The sequence below is a fragment of the Enterobacter cloacae complex sp. P16RS2 genome, assembly GCF_014982155.1.
GTDB lineage: Bacteria > Pseudomonadota > Gammaproteobacteria > Enterobacterales > Enterobacteriaceae > Enterobacter > Enterobacter cloacae_M.
In genome coordinates this window covers 1-15,601 of sequence record NZ_JADCKW010000046.1, presented here as the reverse complement: position 1 = coordinate 15,601, position 15,601 = coordinate 1, and the positions used below count along the sequence as shown (strand labels likewise).

Genomic DNA, 15,601 nt, shown 5'->3' with positions numbered 1-15,601 from the left:
GTGAGCACCGAACATCCTGAAGGGCAGCGCGGTTGTATCAGGGCGTGTTTTTTGCAGGCGTCACGGCGAAAGCGTAGCCGCTGTCATCTTTGTAGCTTGCTCCGCTGGATTCCCCCTGTTCTATCCTGCGACCAGCTTCATCAATATAGAAGGCAAGTGCAGCCGGGGTATAAAACCTTCCTGCCTGCGCCCGGACAATGAAATGCCGGTATTCTGACATCCCCGCCGGAGGGAATTGGCCTTCAGCGATATCGTCAGGAACATCATTTCCAGACGGTGAACTAAACCAGCCTGGCGCCACCTTTACCTGTCTCTGATCGGCCCCATAACACAGTTCACTGTTAATTACCTTTCCTGCAATACGTTCCGGTGTTTCAGGAAATGAACGCTGTTTTTTCACTTTTTCAGCCACATCGTTGATGATTCTGACGACATCCCGCGTAAGGACAGACTGTTTTGCACTGACAGTTATGGTGACCTGTTTTAACGGAAAGTTCGTCGGGACAAATTCAGGCACCGGTTTTGTGATGTACCACCCTGCACTTTCACTTCCGCGAATCAACACACTAAGCCACATGCCGGCATAGCCATCGTTCACCGCCGCGTCTTCACTGTCTTTTACCTGCTGCTCAGTCACTCTCGGCGTCATCTCCAGCAGACGCGCCCGGAAAACCCGGCGGCTGAGCTTATGCCGGTCTGCCTCTGGCAATATCCAGCGCTGTGATTTATCACGCGTCAGTAGGTAACCGGCTTCAGTCAGACCTTTCTCCAGCTCAGCCAGCATCACCTGATAGCATTCCCGGTTAGCAAAGGCGTGAACCGCTTCGGCATGTCGGGCACCGCCAAATTGCGCCAGAGGGACGGGTATTCCCGGTCTGCTCTCCCGCGCACGGCGTTCTCGGCGTGCATCTGCAAGATGCTGAACAACAATCCAGCCAGCGAGTAGCGCAACGACGACCAGAATACCGGTCATGCCCTCAGTATCACGCAAACAGGTGAGCATCCCCTGCAGCCCCTGAGGGCTGGTGAAGCAGCTGATTAACGCCATGCGTTCATCTCCTCCATTCGGTTCCGGATTAGCCTGACGAGGTACAGTGGAAACGCCTCATCACGTTCGTCCGGCGCTATCGGCTGAAGCTGGTTCTCAGCGCACCACTTGTGCCAGGCACCGGCGATCAGCGCCGGTTGCCATGAAGCGATTTCAGGGTACAGCTGACAGAGTTGATTCACGGTTTCGTCGCAGCCCCTGGTATCAGCATTGTGGCCTGTCATGTGCTGAGACGCAGGTGACACAGAGTTATTGTGTATCAGTGACATTCGGCGTTCTCCTGCCCTTCGCCTGCAAACAACCTGTCGAGACGCTCGGAAAGTGACAGCGTCGGGCCTTTTTTACGTTTCGCGCTGTCCTCGGCCCGCATGTTCTCCAGTAAGAGGTGAATGATGTAGTCGGGAAAACGTTCATCACGTTTCGATGGCTCCCTGCTGTCCTGCTGGTTCTGCTCACACCAGTGGAGCCAGGCTTTGGTCACCAGGACCGGATGCCAGGAGTCAATTTCGGGGTACAGCGTCTTCAGCCGTTCTGCTGTTCCCTGGCGCGGAGCTGTCTCAGCGGGTTTACGCGGTTTTCTGGCGTAACGCCGATGGGACGGGACCGCCTGACGCATTTCGGGAAACAGGTCCCCTAACGTTGTTGCACTCATTTTTTCGCTCCTGATACCGGAATTTCTTCCACTTTCATCACGTGGCCGTCGCGCGATATCCGCGCGGGGATGTGTTCAAAACCGAATTTACGGGTCAGTACGCCAGACTGGTCGAAGTAGATACGTTCATTCAGCGCATCACTGGTTTCTTTGATGTTGCCGTTCACCAGGATGACCTTCACGCTGGTCTGGCCGGCGAGCTGCTGTCGGATCCAGTTCACCTGCTCCTTATCATCGCCGTCGATAAAAAAGAGCACCTGGCTGAAAGGCACCTTATCCAGAGGATTGACCGTATCGCCCTTGCGGGCGATCACGTTGCCCTGCATGTCAGTGATCGTTTCCTTCACGGTAAATGTCGGGTCCCAGGCAAAGCTGCGGTATTCCTTCGCTTTCGTGAGCCCTTCCACCGGCGTCGGACGTACCGCATGCTCCTTCACTCTTTCCGTTGCCTCTTTGCGAAGGCGGTCCAGCTCGCCCGTCTGCTCCATTCCCTTCAGTCGATTCTGGATAAACGCCAGCATGTCCTGCTCTGCAGGCGCGAAGACGTTGCCCCATGTACCGAGATCCTTCGCCCCGCTGCCGGCGGAGAGCATCAGCAGCATCATGACCGTCAGCTGCAGTCGTTTTTTCACTGGCCCCCCTGGATGCGTCGGGCAATATCAGCACGAATTTCATTCGTGATATCGCGCTGCGGGCTCATCACCGCCGGCTTCACCAGAACGATGGCGTTGTGTGAGGACTGCCATGCATCCAGGCTGCCGGTCAGCGCCGCGTTGAACTGCTGGGTCATCGCTTTAGCCCGGTTTTCATCGAGCTGCAGCTGAGCGGACTGCTGCATGAAGAGGTCCACCGTCCCCTTCATGTCGAAGACCACCACCTCAGGAGTGACGACTTTCGCCGTCACGTATGCCACGCCTGTCATAACCAGAAGTCCCGCCAGCCCCAGCATGCCGGCCTTAACCCAGCGGGATGTTTTGCTGGCGATCGTTACACCATCGCGGACGGTGTCGCCGTTATACGGCTTGTTTTGTTGTTCACTCATGCTGCTTTCACCCACTCTTCAAGTTCACGAAGTTCACTGCCGTATTTTTTCTCCGCCAGCATATACGCCGCTTCTTCCGCAGTTGCCCCCGCTTCTTTCTGCGCTTTCTGCATGAAAGCAAAGTCCTCGCCGCGCGAGCTGAACATGGCACGCGTCACGGGATCGACGAACAGGCGATGGAAGGAGCTGTATTCACCGGCATTTATCAGCAGGGAGCTGTAGCCGGTCTGCAGGGCAGGCTGGAAGCCACGGATAACTTCTTTTTCCATGTCCGAGAACTGATCCGGGTTATCGGCAAGGTACTGTTTAAACGCCTTCGCATCCTGCAAGAGGGTGATTTTGGTGGAGCTGTTGTTCCAGGCGGCTTCCGCTTCCTTACTGGCGCTGAAGTCCTTAATGCCCTGGGTGATGGTGATAAACGCGCCACGGTGACGACGCACGGTACGGTAGCCGGTTTCGATGAACCTTGCCGCATGTGGGTTGGAGCCACCCAGCAGGCGCCAGGCCTCGTCGATGATGCAGACTTTTTTGAGGTCGCGCGGGCTGTGGTACATCTTTTCCTGTATCGCCAGAATGAGCGAGAACAGGATGGACGAGAGCAGCTTCGGCTTGTCTTCCAGGCTCAGCAGTTCCAGCACCGCGAAGCGGGTTTCACCATCGAGCGTCGGGGCATCGGCGTTGAAGTATTCGCCGTCAGGCCCCCAGGTGCAGTAGGTATCGAGCAGCATGGCCAGCTCAGCAAGGCGCGCGATGATGGTCGGCTTGTCTGAAAACGCCTGGTTCACATCCTCATTGGTCAGGTAATTATGAACGTCGTCGATACGGGCTTTATTTGCCTTCTTCTCCCACGCATCCATTACCGCTTTCTGCAGGATCGCTTCACAGACGCCATCCAGCGGCTGCGTCGGACTGGCGAGCACCGTCAGCAGGCGCACAATCCCTTCCGCTGAATGATTAATGTCCTTAACGTTGGCGAACGGGTTAAAGCGCAGTTTAGAGCCATCGAGATAAACCCCGCCGGCCTGGTGACAGTAGTTCTTGTAGCTGTCCCCCATGTCGATAACCCAGGCGTACCCCCCGGCATTCAGTACATCGCGAAGGATGCCCTGCGTCAGGAAGGATTTACCTGCCCCGGACGTGCCGGTGACGGCGATATTAAAGTTGGTACTGCCGTTCTCCTCACCAAACATGTCGTAGAACGCAACCTGGTTCCGGTAGGTGGGCAATGGCATACCCACGTTGGACAGCTGGCGCTCGGCGACGACCGGCATCAGGCTCACCGCGTTCCATGACTTGGAGCGCAGCGTTGCCCCCGTCATCTTCAGGTCTTCCCACATCCCTTCCTGCATGACGAACGGGAAGCTGGCCAGCCAGTTACGCATCTGCTGGTACTGTATCGTCACCATTTCCAGCTCGTTCTTACGGAACACGTTGACGGCGGCCAGTTCACACTTCTGTGCCTCGGTATTGTTATCCGGGGCGAACAGGGTCAGGTTGAAGTAGGTATTGCAGAGCGCGATTTCATTGCTGTGCAGCTGCTCCCGGGTGCGCCGCCATTCCTCTGCAGCCTTTTTGGTGTTGGGGAACAGTGCAGCGTAGGCTGAGTTGGCTTTTTTCGAGAGGTCCTGGTCTTTACGGAAAGCCTCGCTCTGGCTTTTGGTCTGTTCTTCCAGCGCCGTCGTCCAGGTCAACATAAAGGGACAGGGTATCCCGAGATCGGGAAAGCGCAGGTTTTGCAGATTGTCAGCCCCCTGCCAGAGTGCGAATCGACGCGGGTTTTTAGCAAGCTGCATGTTGATGATGCGGCATGACGATGCCGGAAGACGTGTCCCGCGCGCGTCAATGGTTTCCGGCAGCTCCATCCGGATATGCGATGGATGCACCTTCAGGTCAATCCCGGGATCAACCACCTGGCGGTTAAGCTTCTCATCCTCGTTGTAGTCCCCGGAGGACGTCAGCACCTGTTCCTGACGGTAGTTCATCTGCTCGCGTACCGCAGACAGGAAAGCGTGCACATCGGTATTCATGCTGTCGATGCGCGCGGCTCCCAGTGAGACGCGGATGGTATTACGTATCTGAATCAGGTCATCCATCACCCGCTGAACCTGGGAAGCGCGCTTAATGGGCTGACCGTAGACAATAAAGATACGGTAGTTACGCAGGTAGAGCGGGTATTCCCGTTCGTTGGCCAGGCCGTGCAGCGCGGAACGCTGCCAGAACGCGCGGGTAATTTTATTGAGGTGATCGGCCATCCCCCCTTTCCACATGTCGTTACTCACGCCGCGATCGATACGTTCCCCGACACACTTGCTGGCCAGCATAATGACGGTCACAGGGGTCTGGCGGGGCAGCTTCTTACGCAGCATGTCATCGAGCGCGGCCATCACCTGTTCGTTCGCGCCGGGAAGCGGCGCGGCTTCCATAATGAAGCCCGCAGAGCCGGCATTGACGAAAATTTCATTTTTGTCGTCGTAATACCGGTAAGGCAGCGCAGCAACCAGGGACGGATAGTCCCAGGTCTGGGAAAGGTTGTTGCGGGCCGTTGCTGCGCCGTCTTCCTCTTTCCCGTTTTTCAGCATATCCATCAGGCTGTCGACAAAACTCATTTTCGGCCCTCCGCAGCGGCCCGGATTAACTCCAGGCGACGCAGCTTCTCTTCGTTCATCTGGCCGGAGTGCGAGGCATCACCGGCCGTTTTAATCTGCCAGTCACAGCTCACGCTCAGAACGGCCAGCGTTTCGTCGTCGGTGTCGACTGACTGTGTGGCGGTGATTTGCGTCGTTCCTTTCCGTGAATGGACTAACGATTTCGCCAGATGATCGACGCCGTTCATGCCGGAAATGTAGTGGCTGCTCATTCCCCTCCCTCCCCGATGACGCGGTAGCTCTCATCCCAGTGGGATTTGTTTTTCACGAACTCGACCACAGCCGGCTGATGAAAGTTGTCGTCCGTGTCCACCCAGGGTGCAATCCACAGGCGCTGCGTGGCGTCAGGAATACGCTGAACCGGAACGCGGCCCGCAGTGTTAACCGGCACAGGGGTCGCATGACTGGACGTGGTCAGCGGCGTGACCAGCGAGCCAGACGATTTCGCCGGCGCAGTGGTCAGAGGGCGCGGTGCAACAGGCTTAGCGGCAGTGGTTCCGGTTGCTGCGGCGGAGACAGGACGGAAGGGATTCACGACCGGTGCTGAATTGCGCAGTGCCGGCAGGGTTTCACCCGCAGGCTTTTTTGCGGTTTTCTCTGCCGTCAGGTCATCCAGACTTTTACCCTGAGCGGCCAGTTTGTTGGCCTCGGCGGTAGTCAGGCACTGGTCGGTCGCAGTCTTGTTGCAGTCGAAATCAGAATTGAGACCGGCGCAGCCGGTCAGTGCGCTGCACAGCAGTGCAGCACCCAGTAGATTTTTCATGGGGTAACTCCGGTTTTAATTTAAGGGGTATTCAGGGAGGGGTAATACTCAATTTCGATTATTTGCAGCTGCACTGAATCACAGTGAAAAGCAACTGCACAGCAAGGCTACAAAACACGCCGGCATAAAACATGTCCAGCGTCAGGAAGTTCAGGTTCATCTGGATGAAGCCATAAACAATGGTCCCTATCAGCATTCCTCCCCACGGAACGACTGAACCATATATAAAGTACCAGTCATCGCGTTTGTTAAAGGCAGAGCCGCTAAAGCATACGAGGAACACGCTTAATAGCAGGGACACTCGCCAGGAGACCCAGCCCATATCACCCACGCCTTTAAGATTGAGCACTGCCCACAGTGTCAGTTCGATAGTGAATACCAGTGCTGGAATGAGGAAATAGCGATAGTTGTGCAGGGTTTTTAGTAATGAAGAACGTGCCCTAATTGCAGACATAGACACTCCAGTGAAATGAATTACAGGGTTGTGATGGTGAACAATTAGAGGCTGTCAGAGGTTACTTCACCGAAAGGAAAGGTACGGTACCTCCGGGGATCATTGATGCCGGAAGCTTTCCATCCCAGCGTTCAGCCGTCGTCAGACTGACCAGGCCGGGATTATCCCGAAGTGCATAGCCGCGCTGGCGTATGGATTCAGCTTCTGCGGCTCCGCGAAGGCGTATTGATTCAGCTTCTGCCTTTGCTGCCGCCAGTTTACTGTCAGCCTGGGCCTGAGCCTGAGTGACCGCTATCTGAGCCTGAATTTTCTCTGTCTGGAGGTTCTGCGTCCGTGTGGCAATGGCCACCTCTGCTTTCATTCTGTCTTCAATGGATTTCTCATACGCCGGCGAGAAGTCGATGTTTTCAATCTGTACGGTATCAATCACCACCGGTCCATCAACACTTTTCCGCAGCGCGGCCTGCATATCCTGTACCAGCTTCGCTCTGTCCTGAACCGCGCTTATTGCGGTATATCGTCCAAAAACGTTTTCCAGCTGTGTAGGTATCTGCCGGGCAATCAGCCGCGTTTTCATGTTCTCAACCGTCTGATAACCACTGTAGACGCGTTCCACTTCGGTCGGCAGAACATGGAAGTTCACGGATACGGTCATTTTTGCGGGTTGCTGATCGAAGCTGTAGGCGCTCATACCTTACGGTTATTTTCTCCACGCTTTCGATGATCGGCCATTTCAGTCCCAGGCCGGGCTGAGCGACTTTAACAATACGCCCGTTTCGCAGCAGCACTCCCCTTTCACCTTCGTTAATACTGTAAAATGAGAGCCAGGCAATAAGCAGGCTGGCGATGACGATAGCTCCCCCCATGATGAGGAAAAGCCCGCGAGGGTTAAGACCTATTTCTGAATCGGTTGTGTATCTCATATAGCCACCATTGATATTGATTTCAGTTTTGATGCGGGAGGTGGGGTGATTAGGGGGATTGCCGTATTACGTTTCACTCCTCTCCCGTTTTCCCGCGACGGTCAGTAGTTTTATGGAGAAACTTCAGGTCTGGTTTCTTTTCTGGCCAGACGGACCTCGCTTCCTCCTGATACCAGTTGCTGACAATGCTGACCGTCAGCCCCTCCGTTTCGGCCTGGTGCTTAAGGTGTTCCCAGGCGGGCAAATTCAAGGGTTCATAATCAGAAAGCTTCCTGTCGAATACCTCCGCCCAGCTTTCGTTGTAGCGGGGGACAATTCGCCTGCATATCCATTGACTCGGAAAGAACCAGATAACCAGAAAACCCAGCGCCAAAAGTGGCTGGCAGTACGCGAGAGCCGGCCACGCGGTCCCAAGGTACATGACAAGCCAGATAAACATGAACCGGCTTCCTTCCGGAGTGGCGCGTCCCGCCTCCCATTCAGCAATATGTATCCGCATGCTCCTGAGCAGGCTGTTATTACGCTCTTCGCCACGCATTACGTTTATCCTTTTTGCTGCCGCTTTGGATGTCAGGTCCGTTGTAACCGCCTCCCTGTGCTGTTGTTTTACGAGCAGACATCTGCATTTCCTCATCAATTGATGGTGTCACCAAGGCGCAGCTGACTGGCCTGACGGAGAACGTCATCCGGGTTGATGTTGCCGACTGAGGTGGTACTGGATGCAGTGGTCTGGCTCGCCGGTTGAGGAGTCACGGCGTTCTGCGCGGCGTTGCCGGCTTTCTGTAGTTCCTCTTTCGCTTTAGCGTCCTCGGCGTCCTCGATGGTTTCAAGGCGGAAACCCTTCTGGAACACGACTGTGACCTGGTTGCCGGCACCGATATCAATTACCGGATGGTACTGCTCGGCGCGCTTAATCCAGTACTGGCTCAGCGTGTCGGCCGCCTTGCTGGCCCCGCCTCCTATACCCTGCTTAAACACGTCACCGGCACCGACCTCCGCTGTTGCACCGAGGCCGACGGATGGCGTGGCGGCAGATTTGATGCCTTCGCCAAAGCCTGACAGCAGGCCTGCTGCGCCGGCGTAACCGACAATCATGCCGTTTCGCATAACGGGCTTGCCGCGAATGCCGCCTTTACCCTGGAAGCTGACATGCCCCTGAAACTCCATGTCCACGTGCTTGCCATTTTTCAGGATGCAGCTGATGGACTGGGTGCGGACGTTTCCGCGCTCGCTGGAGATATCGCCCCACATCTCACCCACAATAAAGCAGCCGTCAGCGTTGAACTCCTTGTTGTTGGGCATCTGAATGTTGCCCTGCAGGCGGATGGTTACAGGGCTGGTATTCTGCTGACCGGTGACGCTGGCGTTCGCGTCGGCCCCTTCAATCAGGACGGCATCAGAGAATGAGCCAGAAGGAATCCAGGGCAATTTAGTTGGCTTTTTCTTCAGGCTGTCGTAGCTGAACTTTGTTGTCGACAGACCGCCTGTCATGCGCTGGCCGGAGCCGCCCGGGTAGAACGCTGCGCCCTGCCCCATATTCACACCAGTGGCGGCCGGTGCACCTGCGGGGGTCACATTGTATTCGGGTGGTCGGGCCTGACCGGCAGCAACGGGACCGGGGAGTGGTGTTCCGTTCGGACCTGCAGGTGGTGTCTGCTGGCCAGTGGTCACGTTGCTGCCGGGGGCTTTCGTAAGCTGGTCGTTCAGGCGCTGAATTTCAGCGTCCTTTTCGGCCAGCTTTTGCTCGGTGGTGAGCTTGTTCTGCGCGAACTGCTGGGCAAGCGTGGCAAGGTTTTGCTCAAGAGCGGAGGTCTTTGCCTGCTGCTGCGTCAGTGCGGCATCGTTGACCTGCTCGTTAAACGTCGCGGTCACCACGCCGGTCAGGTTTGGTGTTGCAGCTGGTGCGGGTTGCTTTTGTTTTTGCTGGTATTGCCCGTACCACATTACGCCGCCTGCTGCAGCTGCGCCGCCAATGATGACGGCGGCCAGGATGGCCAGCTGCTTGCGGCGGGTTTTCAGGTTTTCATTCAGGCTGATGGTCATGGGCGGGTGCCTCCGTCATCTGAAAACACAATCCAGGCATACCCCTCACCGCCAGCGTAGAGCTGATTCTGTGACAGCATTACGGCCCGGACGCCCTTGCGCCAGAAATCGCGCTCGCGGAGGCTGCGGGTGATGCTGCCCGGGTTGCTCATCCGGAAGCGAACCACGCGAAGGTGGTTGCCTACGAACTGGCGTTCAGGCGTCAGGCGTACATCACTGGCGGGTGAGTAAGCCGGCATGCGGCTGACCGGGTATTCCCGGTAGTCGTCCGGCACCTGACCATTGACTACGGCGCGGGATAGCGCAACCAGCGTTTTTTCATAGGTCTGCCCTTCTTCCCATGCCTTCGCATCGTCGCTCTTGCGAAGTGGTGGTGACATCGGGGTGAAGCGCAGTGTTTTGCCGTTACCCGGCTGCGGTCTGACGTTCAGGCTCAGCGATGAACCGTGGTCAGTCTGGATAAACAGGGTGAAGTTCTGGCCGACGAGCGGAGACAGAATGAGCGCTCCGTCCTCGGTCTGGCTCTGGTCATACGCACCGGTTGGTCCGCTGATGCTGGTAATGAGTTCTCCGTCTACAACAACCTTGCTCGGGTTGGTGTTGCTGAGGGTGACGTTAAAGGCGGCGTCGTTCTCAAACGGAATGGCTGCGGGTGCGGAAGCGGCCCGAAGGCCGCTTGTAAATAATCCCGCTGCCAGAAACACAGCAGCAGCTGCCGGTGAAATGCGAAATTTCATGGGCAGTCCTGTCAGTTAGTGGGAGATACCGGCTTGAGTTCTTCAAAGCTGTGGAGGTTAATCACACCGTTGTCATAGCTCAGTTTCAGTCGGTAGGTTTTTTCCTGGTCTTTCAGTGGCGTGATGATTGCGCCGTTTGTGGTGGAGGATTTCAGTACCCCGCTGTACTGCACGGAGCCATCATTCATGACGCGAATTTCTTTCGTGTCGAACTGAGTGGTGATGCCCGCTTTCTGAATGCGCTCAGTTTCTATGTCCAGGGCTTTCTTGAGTACGTCCCGTTCGGCGGAGGGGACAAATCCAAGAATCATTTTCTGGTTATGTTCGATGTTTTCCGGAGTAACGTTCAGTCGCCAGTAAATAAAGGAAGCGGCGAACTGTGTCAGGCCGGTGGCATCAACACTTTTAGAATCTGATGCAAATGGGCGGTTAAACGTTAATGGCGTGGTGATGGTTTTCTGGGTTGTGGCGAAATACCATGCGAGTGACCCTGTCAGAACATTCCCAACGCCCATGACTAAAGTTAAAGCTGAAAGACCAATAAACGCATAGCGGAGTTGTTTATCGCGCTCTCCTTTAATATTCAGTTTCATGAAAAACTATGCCCTCCAGTGCCGGAAACTTGAATCAGGTATCTGGCGAAAGGTTACTTTGAATAAAAGTGATGGCAGGTGCCAGTAACAGAAATTAAGTAACCAGTATGACCCCTGCCCTTTTTTCAGATATCTGACGATAAACCAGAGGATTCCCGCGATTACACCAAGTTCAAGTGACAGATTGTTAAGCACCCCCAAAACTAAAAGGGGTGCGGTAACAATTAATTCGTCAATCGGTAAGCCTAAATAGCGGTCCTGCTGGTTCATTGTTTCCGGGAAGTTATATTTATCTCCTTCCCCATTCATCATTTAGCTCGCGATGCCGAAGGCGACACGGGTAAAGATGATTGCCATAACGATACCGACGAACACCAGTGGTGAGCGGGCCTTAATGTAAATAAACAGGCCCATGATGATTTCGGCGATGTAGAACCATTTAACCAGTGAGGAGCCGGAACCGAAGGTGGAATTAACCGTGGTGTTCTGTGAGGAAAGAAGGTCAGTACCAGATGCGAATGCCGGGTGAGTGACCATGAGTGCAATTAAAAAAGCGCCTGCTGACTTTAAGTAAAATTTAGCTTTGCGATTTTCGCGTGCTTTGCGGAATAAAGACGCTACCGCCCATCCCTTACCGACGTTAAGGGCACTGCCTTTGGTTAACATGTTTGTTTTCTCCGAAGTAAACAAAAGTGATTCGCGTAAGTGCTTGTTTACGCGGGCGCAATTGTCCCATGACCCTAAAAAAAAAAAACTGTGACGCATGTCACATTTTTTGGAATCATTCAGATTTATCTGAATATGTAAGTGAGTAGGCTTTGTTGACCAGAATGTTCGGAAATGGCCTCCGGGATCTATAGCTATGAAAGTAAAAGAGAAAATGTGGGATGGTCGCGGCCGTCCTCGCAAGTTCCAGCCAGGTGAAGCGGTGGAGTGGCGATTGCGTGCTCCGGATAATCTGCTTATGGAGCTGAGAATATGTGCCAGGGCTGGCAACAGAAGTGTGAATGAGGAAATTATTGCCAGGCTTTTGTTGTCGCTGAATTATCAGCCTGGGAAACCTGTCATTAAAACTGCGGAGGGTGAGCGGCTTATTGCACTGGCGGTGAGATTTGAAGAATGGCTAGGGCAATTACTTGATAGTGAATCCGTTGATGCCGTGAGTGAAGTAAAAACTCCGCCAAAACAGGAGCAATTATGGATGTGGCGTGAGGGTGAAAGGGTTTTGCTTCCAGGAAAAACAATCGGATATAGCATGCGTATTCCTGAGAATCTTGCGGATGAAATCAGAGCAATGGCGAAGGTGCATAACCGTAGTCTGAATGATGAAATGCTTACCCGTCTGATGAATACTCTGGGTTATTTTACGGAAAGGTTGCTTGAACAGAGCGAGGATGCGCAGGCGCTTAAAATTCTCTGTATGGAATTCGAGGTGTTTCTGAAGGAAAAAATAAGGGAGGTGGAAAAAAGTGACCTCCCGTGGGATGAAAAGCCGTCTCAGTGATCGATTCTGGCCGGAGCTTTCCGGCCAGTTGTGCTGATTTACTCTGTGAGGAAATGGTCCTTTTCAGCTTTATCTTCTGCATCATTAATTGCACTAATGTTCGTGTTTATAAGTTCTTCAAGTTTCAGTCCGGAGTCTGGTCCTTTGAGCATTACGAAGATATCGGAAATCAGGGCGGTTAGAATCATAATGCCTTCACGTGACCCTGATACTTTTTTAATGAGGTCCCGCCTGAAACCTTCAAGGTCGAAAGAGTTGCCTTCTTCTTTCGATTTATACACCATGAGTCCCAGTCTGACTAGTTCGTTCACAATGGACGAATAATTCATATCTGAGGTTGTGGCGCCCTTCTGAAGTTCTATTTCCAGAATATCCTGTATCTCACGGTCGATTTTGTCTTTGAAGTAGATGTTTTTTCTTGGCATGGTATTTTCTCGTGAATTTCATGCAGTGCCTAATGCGGCACTGCAATTGAGTTCTGTGGTGACCATATGTGTTTAGTTCCTGTGGCAAGCTATTGAATTTCAGTATGAATACCTTGCCTGGGTGTGTGCTAATCCAGCACCGTGGAGTGTGCTAATCCGGCACTATTATGTGTGTTAATCCGGCACCATCAAGTGTGCTGATTAGGCACTGCTTCGTTTTAAGTTACTCTATTTATTATGTACACACAATCCCCACACTGAGCAGTGCTTGATTAACACACACAGCAGTGCCTAAATAAGCACTGCTGTGTGTGGGGTAAAGGCACTGTAATGTGTGTTAATCAACACACATTAAGAGCATACACTTTAACATCTCGAAAAGTCGGCACATTCAATCAATTGAAATTAAAGGAAATATCTGCAAGACGAAGTCTTGCGTGGGGTGTGATGTTTTAAAGGGTTAGTAAAGAGCGGCATGTTAATACCGCCTACTGCTCTGACATGTTTATTTCGGACAGATGTAAAATCCCATCAGGAAAGCGTTCACGCGCGTTTGTAGTGAATTTACTTGATTACGACGATCCGCCGGGGTATTTTTTAAAGCGCCTCTCCAGGGCCCGTTTATTTCGCTAAAAGGCCAAACCATGAAAATATCGTTACTGCCTGCTGCTTTGCTGACTCTTTCGCTATCTGCTGTCGCAACTCCGCAGATGTGCTTTGATCAGGCCGGGAAAGATTATCAAATTGATCCACTACTGCTTATGTCAATTTCGATTAAAGAGAGCCATCTGGTACCGGATGCTATAAATGGATCAAACAGGAATGGAACGGAAGATGTCTGTGGTATGCAGGTGAACAGTTCCCATTACGGTAAACTTAAAAACTTCAATATTACCCGTGAGCGCCTGTTGAATGATCCATGTATCTGCGTCTATACGGGTGCATGGGTACTGGCGCACAACTTCAGGTCATACGGAAAAAACTGGGACAGCGTGGGGATTTATAATACGGGGCCGAGCAAAAAGCTCATTGCGCAGCGCAAGGCCTATGCACAGGATATCAAAAATATATATCGCGTATTACTGGCCAGAAAAAAATTACTTTCTGAACGTCTCACGCCAGCTGTGGGAAAGGAGCATCAGATAAAAACTACAGAAACAGCATCGCTTAACAGCGGACAGTAAAAGCCGCTCTGTTGAGCGGCTTAATTTTCAGGCCTTCAGCTTTGCAAACTCCTCAGCCATTTTCCAGAGAACCTGATTTAATTTTATGTCACCATCTATTCCGGTGACTTCCCGCGTTCTGGTCATCTTCCCTTTTTCCGTTCTGCCACGAATCCCCCCACGGATCACATTTTCCTGCACCACGTTAAACGTGGTCCATAAATCCTGGCCTCTGTCGAGAACACGGCGAGGGTTAATAATTTGCTCCGGTGTAATCGGAGCTGGTTTTCCATCGTACTTAAGTTCCAGAGCAGTCGCACCAAAAAGGCGTTGCTCAGGCAAAGTGAGCTGAATACTTTTCATGAGATCAATATTCTCATCAACCGCGTCAAATGTTTTCATCACCGTGTAAGCGCCTTCGATAACCTGCCCGACAATATCTCCTTTGTGGGGTACGCGGATTTCACCAAAATCCTTCCATGCAACCAGACCATTACTGCAAACCTGACGGAACATACCGGGGATCATTTTATAGCTGCTTGAACCATCATGGCTATTCAGCAGAATAATTTCCGGTACTTCTTTTCCGTTAATCTGGTCATGACGACGCAGGCGAAGCATATGCTTTGTAAAGTCGCGTTTATCCTGGTCACGTGTACGTGACTGCGTTGCATAATACGGCTGAAAACCTTCATCACGTAAACGATCAAGTATGTTTATGGTCGGGATATATGTATAGCGTTCAGAGCGTGAATCGTGTTTATCCGATGAAAACGCGCTCGGAACGATGAGCTGTAATTCCTCATTCGTCAACGGACGGTCTTTGCGGATCGAGGTAGGCATACGATAGCGGCTTGCTAAACTGACCATTTTTATTTACTCCTGATTATTTAGTAAGTGATGAAGGAATAACGCGGTGAAAATTATCCAGCGGCATTGCAGCTGCCACCGGGCGACCATCTGCAACCCAGACAGAGATATAATCCGGGCATTCGTCATTAATTAACGTCAGCTCAGTGGCATTCTCTGGCGGCGTAAAAATTGCCGGTTGTGGCTCCCCTTCCGATGCTGCCAGGACCCAGCAAAACAGATCCATGAACTGGGACATGGTGAGGTTTGAATCACATCTTCCGGTAGATTCTTGAGCGGCGGTTTTGACGTTGACGTTTCGTGTGTGCATCCTGGTTTTCTCCTGTGGTGATGGTTGTCCATCTCCCTGGTGAGTTCTCTCGCGGCAAAGGGCAAAGGAGCAACGGCAGGGCGGCAGGAGAAGGGCGGAGACGAAAGTTTTTGCGGCACGCAAAAAGTTTTGGCGGAGTGCATTTCACCCTTCGGATGACGAACTGACGGTGCTACGACAAGCCCTCCGCGTGAGGACGCACGGGGGATGGCTTCACCGGGGGAACAGGATGCACACACCCGACACGGCGGAACGGCGTGGCGCCATTAAAGCGACGGCATCAGCCGGCGCGGTGAAGGCGTTCCGGACGGCACGGCCGGAGAAGCCGCAGCCTTTGACCTTCGCCATCAGACCCTAGCGTCAGCCCGAAACCCGAAGGGGTTCGGCGGAGCCCGGCGGGTGCGCAGCAGCCGCCCTGGCGGAGTGGGG

Annotated in this window: 20 protein-coding genes and 1 pseudogene; 2 read left to right on the top strand and 19 right to left on the bottom strand. The window is 53.2% G+C overall.

Features of this window, described 5'->3' with window-relative positions; genetic code table 11:
* Positions 1-37: 37 nt before the first annotated feature.
* The 16 genes and pseudogenes from INF68_RS21665 to INF68_RS21590 all read right to left on the bottom strand — a co-directional run bounded on the left by INF68_RS21665 (position 38) and on the right by INF68_RS21590 (position 11,566).
* Positions 38-1,048, bottom strand: coding sequence for a hypothetical protein (locus INF68_RS21665; RefSeq protein WP_063854600.1), 1,011 nt, complete (start codon positions 1,046-1,048; stop codon positions 38-40).
* Positions 1,039-1,317, bottom strand: coding sequence for a hypothetical protein (locus INF68_RS21660; RefSeq protein ID WP_063854601.1), 279 nt, complete (start codon positions 1,315-1,317; stop codon positions 1,039-1,041). Before INF68_RS21660 ends, INF68_RS21665 begins: the two co-directional genes overlap by 10 nt.
* Positions 1,308-1,700 (bottom strand): hypothetical protein, encoded by a 393-nt coding sequence (locus INF68_RS21655; RefSeq protein ID WP_063854602.1) that lies wholly within the window; start codon positions 1,698-1,700, stop codon positions 1,308-1,310. Before INF68_RS21655 ends, INF68_RS21660 begins: the two co-directional genes overlap by 10 nt.
* Positions 1,697-2,332, bottom strand: coding sequence for a type-F conjugative transfer system protein TraW (gene traW / locus INF68_RS21650; RefSeq protein WP_063854603.1), 636 nt, complete (start codon positions 2,330-2,332; stop codon positions 1,697-1,699). The genes INF68_RS21655 and traW overlap by 4 nt, the downstream gene beginning before the upstream one ends.
* Complete coding sequence (gene trbI, locus INF68_RS21645) at positions 2,329-2,742, bottom strand: type-F conjugative transfer system protein TrbI (RefSeq protein ID WP_063854604.1); 414 nt, start codon at positions 2,740-2,742, stop codon at positions 2,329-2,331. Before trbI ends, traW begins: the two co-directional genes overlap by 4 nt.
* Positions 2,739-5,348, bottom strand: coding sequence for a type IV secretion system protein TraC (gene traC / locus INF68_RS21640; RefSeq protein WP_063854605.1), 2,610 nt, complete (start codon positions 5,346-5,348; stop codon positions 2,739-2,741). Before traC ends, trbI begins: the two co-directional genes overlap by 4 nt.
* The gene (locus INF68_RS21635; protein WP_045895664.1) at positions 5,345-5,599 is read right to left on the bottom strand and encodes a hypothetical protein; all 255 of its coding nucleotides are present in this window, start codon (positions 5,597-5,599) and stop codon (positions 5,345-5,347) included. The genes traC and INF68_RS21635 overlap by 4 nt, the downstream gene beginning before the upstream one ends.
* Positions 5,596-6,150, bottom strand: coding sequence for a type IV conjugative transfer system lipoprotein TraV (gene traV, locus INF68_RS21630; RefSeq protein ID WP_063854606.1), 555 nt, complete (start codon positions 6,148-6,150; stop codon positions 5,596-5,598). Before traV ends, INF68_RS21635 begins: the two co-directional genes overlap by 4 nt.
* Before the next feature lie 58 nt (positions 6,151-6,208).
* Positions 6,209-6,604, bottom strand: a complete 396-nt coding sequence (locus INF68_RS21625) for a hypothetical protein (RefSeq protein WP_063854607.1) — start codon at positions 6,602-6,604, stop codon at positions 6,209-6,211.
* Positions 6,605-6,665: 61 nt separating this feature from the next.
* Positions 6,666-7,470 (bottom strand): annotated as a pseudogene (locus INF68_RS21620) (prohibitin family protein).
* 130 nt (positions 7,471-7,600) lie between these two features.
* The gene (locus INF68_RS21615) at positions 7,601-8,065 is read right to left on the bottom strand and encodes a hypothetical protein (protein WP_063854608.1); all 465 of its coding nucleotides are present in this window, start codon (positions 8,063-8,065) and stop codon (positions 7,601-7,603) included.
* Between the two features lie 95 nt (positions 8,066-8,160).
* The gene (gene traB / locus INF68_RS21610; RefSeq protein WP_063854613.1) at positions 8,161-9,564 is read right to left on the bottom strand and encodes an F-type conjugal transfer pilus assembly protein TraB; all 1,404 of its coding nucleotides are present in this window, start codon (positions 9,562-9,564) and stop codon (positions 8,161-8,163) included.
* 2 nt (positions 9,565-9,566) lie between these two features.
* On the bottom strand, positions 9,567-10,307 hold the full coding sequence (gene traK / locus INF68_RS21605; protein WP_063854609.1) for a type-F conjugative transfer system secretin TraK: 741 nt from the start codon (positions 10,305-10,307) through the stop codon (positions 9,567-9,569).
* Between the two features lie 11 nt (positions 10,308-10,318).
* Positions 10,319-10,900, bottom strand: a complete 582-nt coding sequence (locus INF68_RS21600) for a TraE/TraK family type IV conjugative transfer system protein (protein WP_045895669.1) — start codon at positions 10,898-10,900, stop codon at positions 10,319-10,321.
* A 6-nt stretch (positions 10,901-10,906) separates the two neighbouring features.
* Positions 10,907-11,209, bottom strand: coding sequence for a type IV conjugative transfer system protein TraL (gene traL, locus INF68_RS21595; protein WP_023338040.1), 303 nt, complete (start codon positions 11,207-11,209; stop codon positions 10,907-10,909).
* Between the two features lie 3 nt (positions 11,210-11,212).
* Positions 11,213-11,566 carry a type IV conjugative transfer system pilin TraA gene (locus INF68_RS21590; protein ID WP_032645467.1) on the bottom strand — a complete coding sequence of 118 codons (354 nt, stop codon included), beginning with the start codon at positions 11,564-11,566 and terminating at the stop codon, positions 11,213-11,215.
* A gap of 196 nt (positions 11,567-11,762) precedes the next feature.
* Here INF68_RS21590 and INF68_RS21585 point away from each other — a divergent pair, with 196 nt between their 5' ends.
* Positions 11,763-12,404, top strand: a complete 642-nt coding sequence (locus INF68_RS21585) for an Arc family DNA-binding protein (RefSeq protein ID WP_063854610.1) — start codon at positions 11,763-11,765, stop codon at positions 12,402-12,404.
* 38 nt (positions 12,405-12,442) lie between these two features.
* Here the strand turns inward: INF68_RS21585 and INF68_RS21580 are convergent, their stop codons facing one another.
* The gene (locus INF68_RS21580) at positions 12,443-12,829 is read right to left on the bottom strand and encodes a relaxosome protein TraM (RefSeq protein WP_032663732.1); all 387 of its coding nucleotides are present in this window, start codon (positions 12,827-12,829) and stop codon (positions 12,443-12,445) included.
* 644 nt (positions 12,830-13,473) lie between these two features.
* Between INF68_RS21580 and INF68_RS21575 the strand changes: the two genes are divergently transcribed.
* On the top strand, positions 13,474-14,013 hold the full coding sequence (locus INF68_RS21575; protein ID WP_063922946.1) for a lytic transglycosylase domain-containing protein: 540 nt from the start codon (positions 13,474-13,476) through the stop codon (positions 14,011-14,013).
* Positions 14,014-14,040: 27 nt separating this feature from the next.
* Here the strand turns inward: INF68_RS21575 and INF68_RS21570 are convergent, their stop codons facing one another.
* Positions 14,041-14,862: a DUF932 domain-containing protein gene (locus INF68_RS21570; protein WP_063922948.1), complete on the bottom strand. Its 822-nt coding sequence runs from the start codon at positions 14,860-14,862 to the stop codon at positions 14,041-14,043.
* A gap of 16 nt (positions 14,863-14,878) precedes the next feature.
* Complete coding sequence (locus INF68_RS21565) at positions 14,879-15,172, bottom strand: hypothetical protein (protein WP_032663725.1); 294 nt, start codon at positions 15,170-15,172, stop codon at positions 14,879-14,881.
* Between the last annotated feature and the right edge of the window lie 429 nt (positions 15,173-15,601).

Bases quoted from the DNA above. Each gene is read 5' to 3' on its own strand.
- INF68_RS21665 (WP_063854600.1), bottom strand. From the start codon at position 1,048: ATGGCGTTAATCAGCTGCTTCACCAGCCCTCAGGGGCTGCAGGGGATG.
- INF68_RS21660 (WP_063854601.1), bottom strand. From the start codon at position 1,317: ATGTCACTGATACACAATAACTCTGTGTCACCTGCGTCTCAGCACATG.
- INF68_RS21655 (WP_063854602.1), bottom strand. From the start codon at position 1,700: ATGAGTGCAACAACGTTAGGGGACCTGTTTCCCGAAATGCGTCAGGCG.
- trbI (WP_063854604.1), bottom strand. From the start codon at position 2,742: ATGAGTGAACAACAAAACAAGCCGTATAACGGCGACACCGTCCGCGAT.
- traC (WP_063854605.1), bottom strand. From the start codon at position 5,348: ATGAGTTTTGTCGACAGCCTGATGGATATGCTGAAAAACGGGAAAGAG.
- INF68_RS21635 (WP_045895664.1), bottom strand. From the start codon at position 5,599: ATGAGCAGCCACTACATTTCCGGCATGAACGGCGTCGATCATCTGGCG.
- traV (WP_063854606.1), bottom strand. From the start codon at position 6,150: ATGAAAAATCTACTGGGTGCTGCACTGCTGTGCAGCGCACTGACCGGC.
- INF68_RS21625 (WP_063854607.1), bottom strand. From the start codon at position 6,604: ATGTCTGCAATTAGGGCACGTTCTTCATTACTAAAAACCCTGCACAAC.
- INF68_RS21615 (WP_063854608.1), bottom strand. From the start codon at position 8,065: ATGCGTGGCGAAGAGCGTAATAACAGCCTGCTCAGGAGCATGCGGATA.
- traK (WP_063854609.1), bottom strand. From the start codon at position 10,307: ATGAAATTTCGCATTTCACCGGCAGCTGCTGCTGTGTTTCTGGCAGCG.
- INF68_RS21600 (WP_045895669.1), bottom strand. From the start codon at position 10,900: ATGAAACTGAATATTAAAGGAGAGCGCGATAAACAACTCCGCTATGCG.
- traL (WP_023338040.1), bottom strand. From the start codon at position 11,209: ATGAATGGGGAAGGAGATAAATATAACTTCCCGGAAACAATGAACCAG.
- INF68_RS21590 (WP_032645467.1), bottom strand. From the start codon at position 11,566: ATGTTAACCAAAGGCAGTGCCCTTAACGTCGGTAAGGGATGGGCGGTA.
- INF68_RS21585 (WP_063854610.1), top strand. From the start codon at position 11,763: ATGAAAGTAAAAGAGAAAATGTGGGATGGTCGCGGCCGTCCTCGCAAG.
- INF68_RS21580 (WP_032663732.1), bottom strand. From the start codon at position 12,829: ATGCCAAGAAAAAACATCTACTTCAAAGACAAAATCGACCGTGAGATA.
- INF68_RS21575 (WP_063922946.1), top strand. From the start codon at position 13,474: ATGAAAATATCGTTACTGCCTGCTGCTTTGCTGACTCTTTCGCTATCT.
- INF68_RS21570 (WP_063922948.1), bottom strand. From the start codon at position 14,862: ATGGTCAGTTTAGCAAGCCGCTATCGTATGCCTACCTCGATCCGCAAA.
- INF68_RS21565 (WP_032663725.1), bottom strand. From the start codon at position 15,172: ATGCACACACGAAACGTCAACGTCAAAACCGCCGCTCAAGAATCTACC.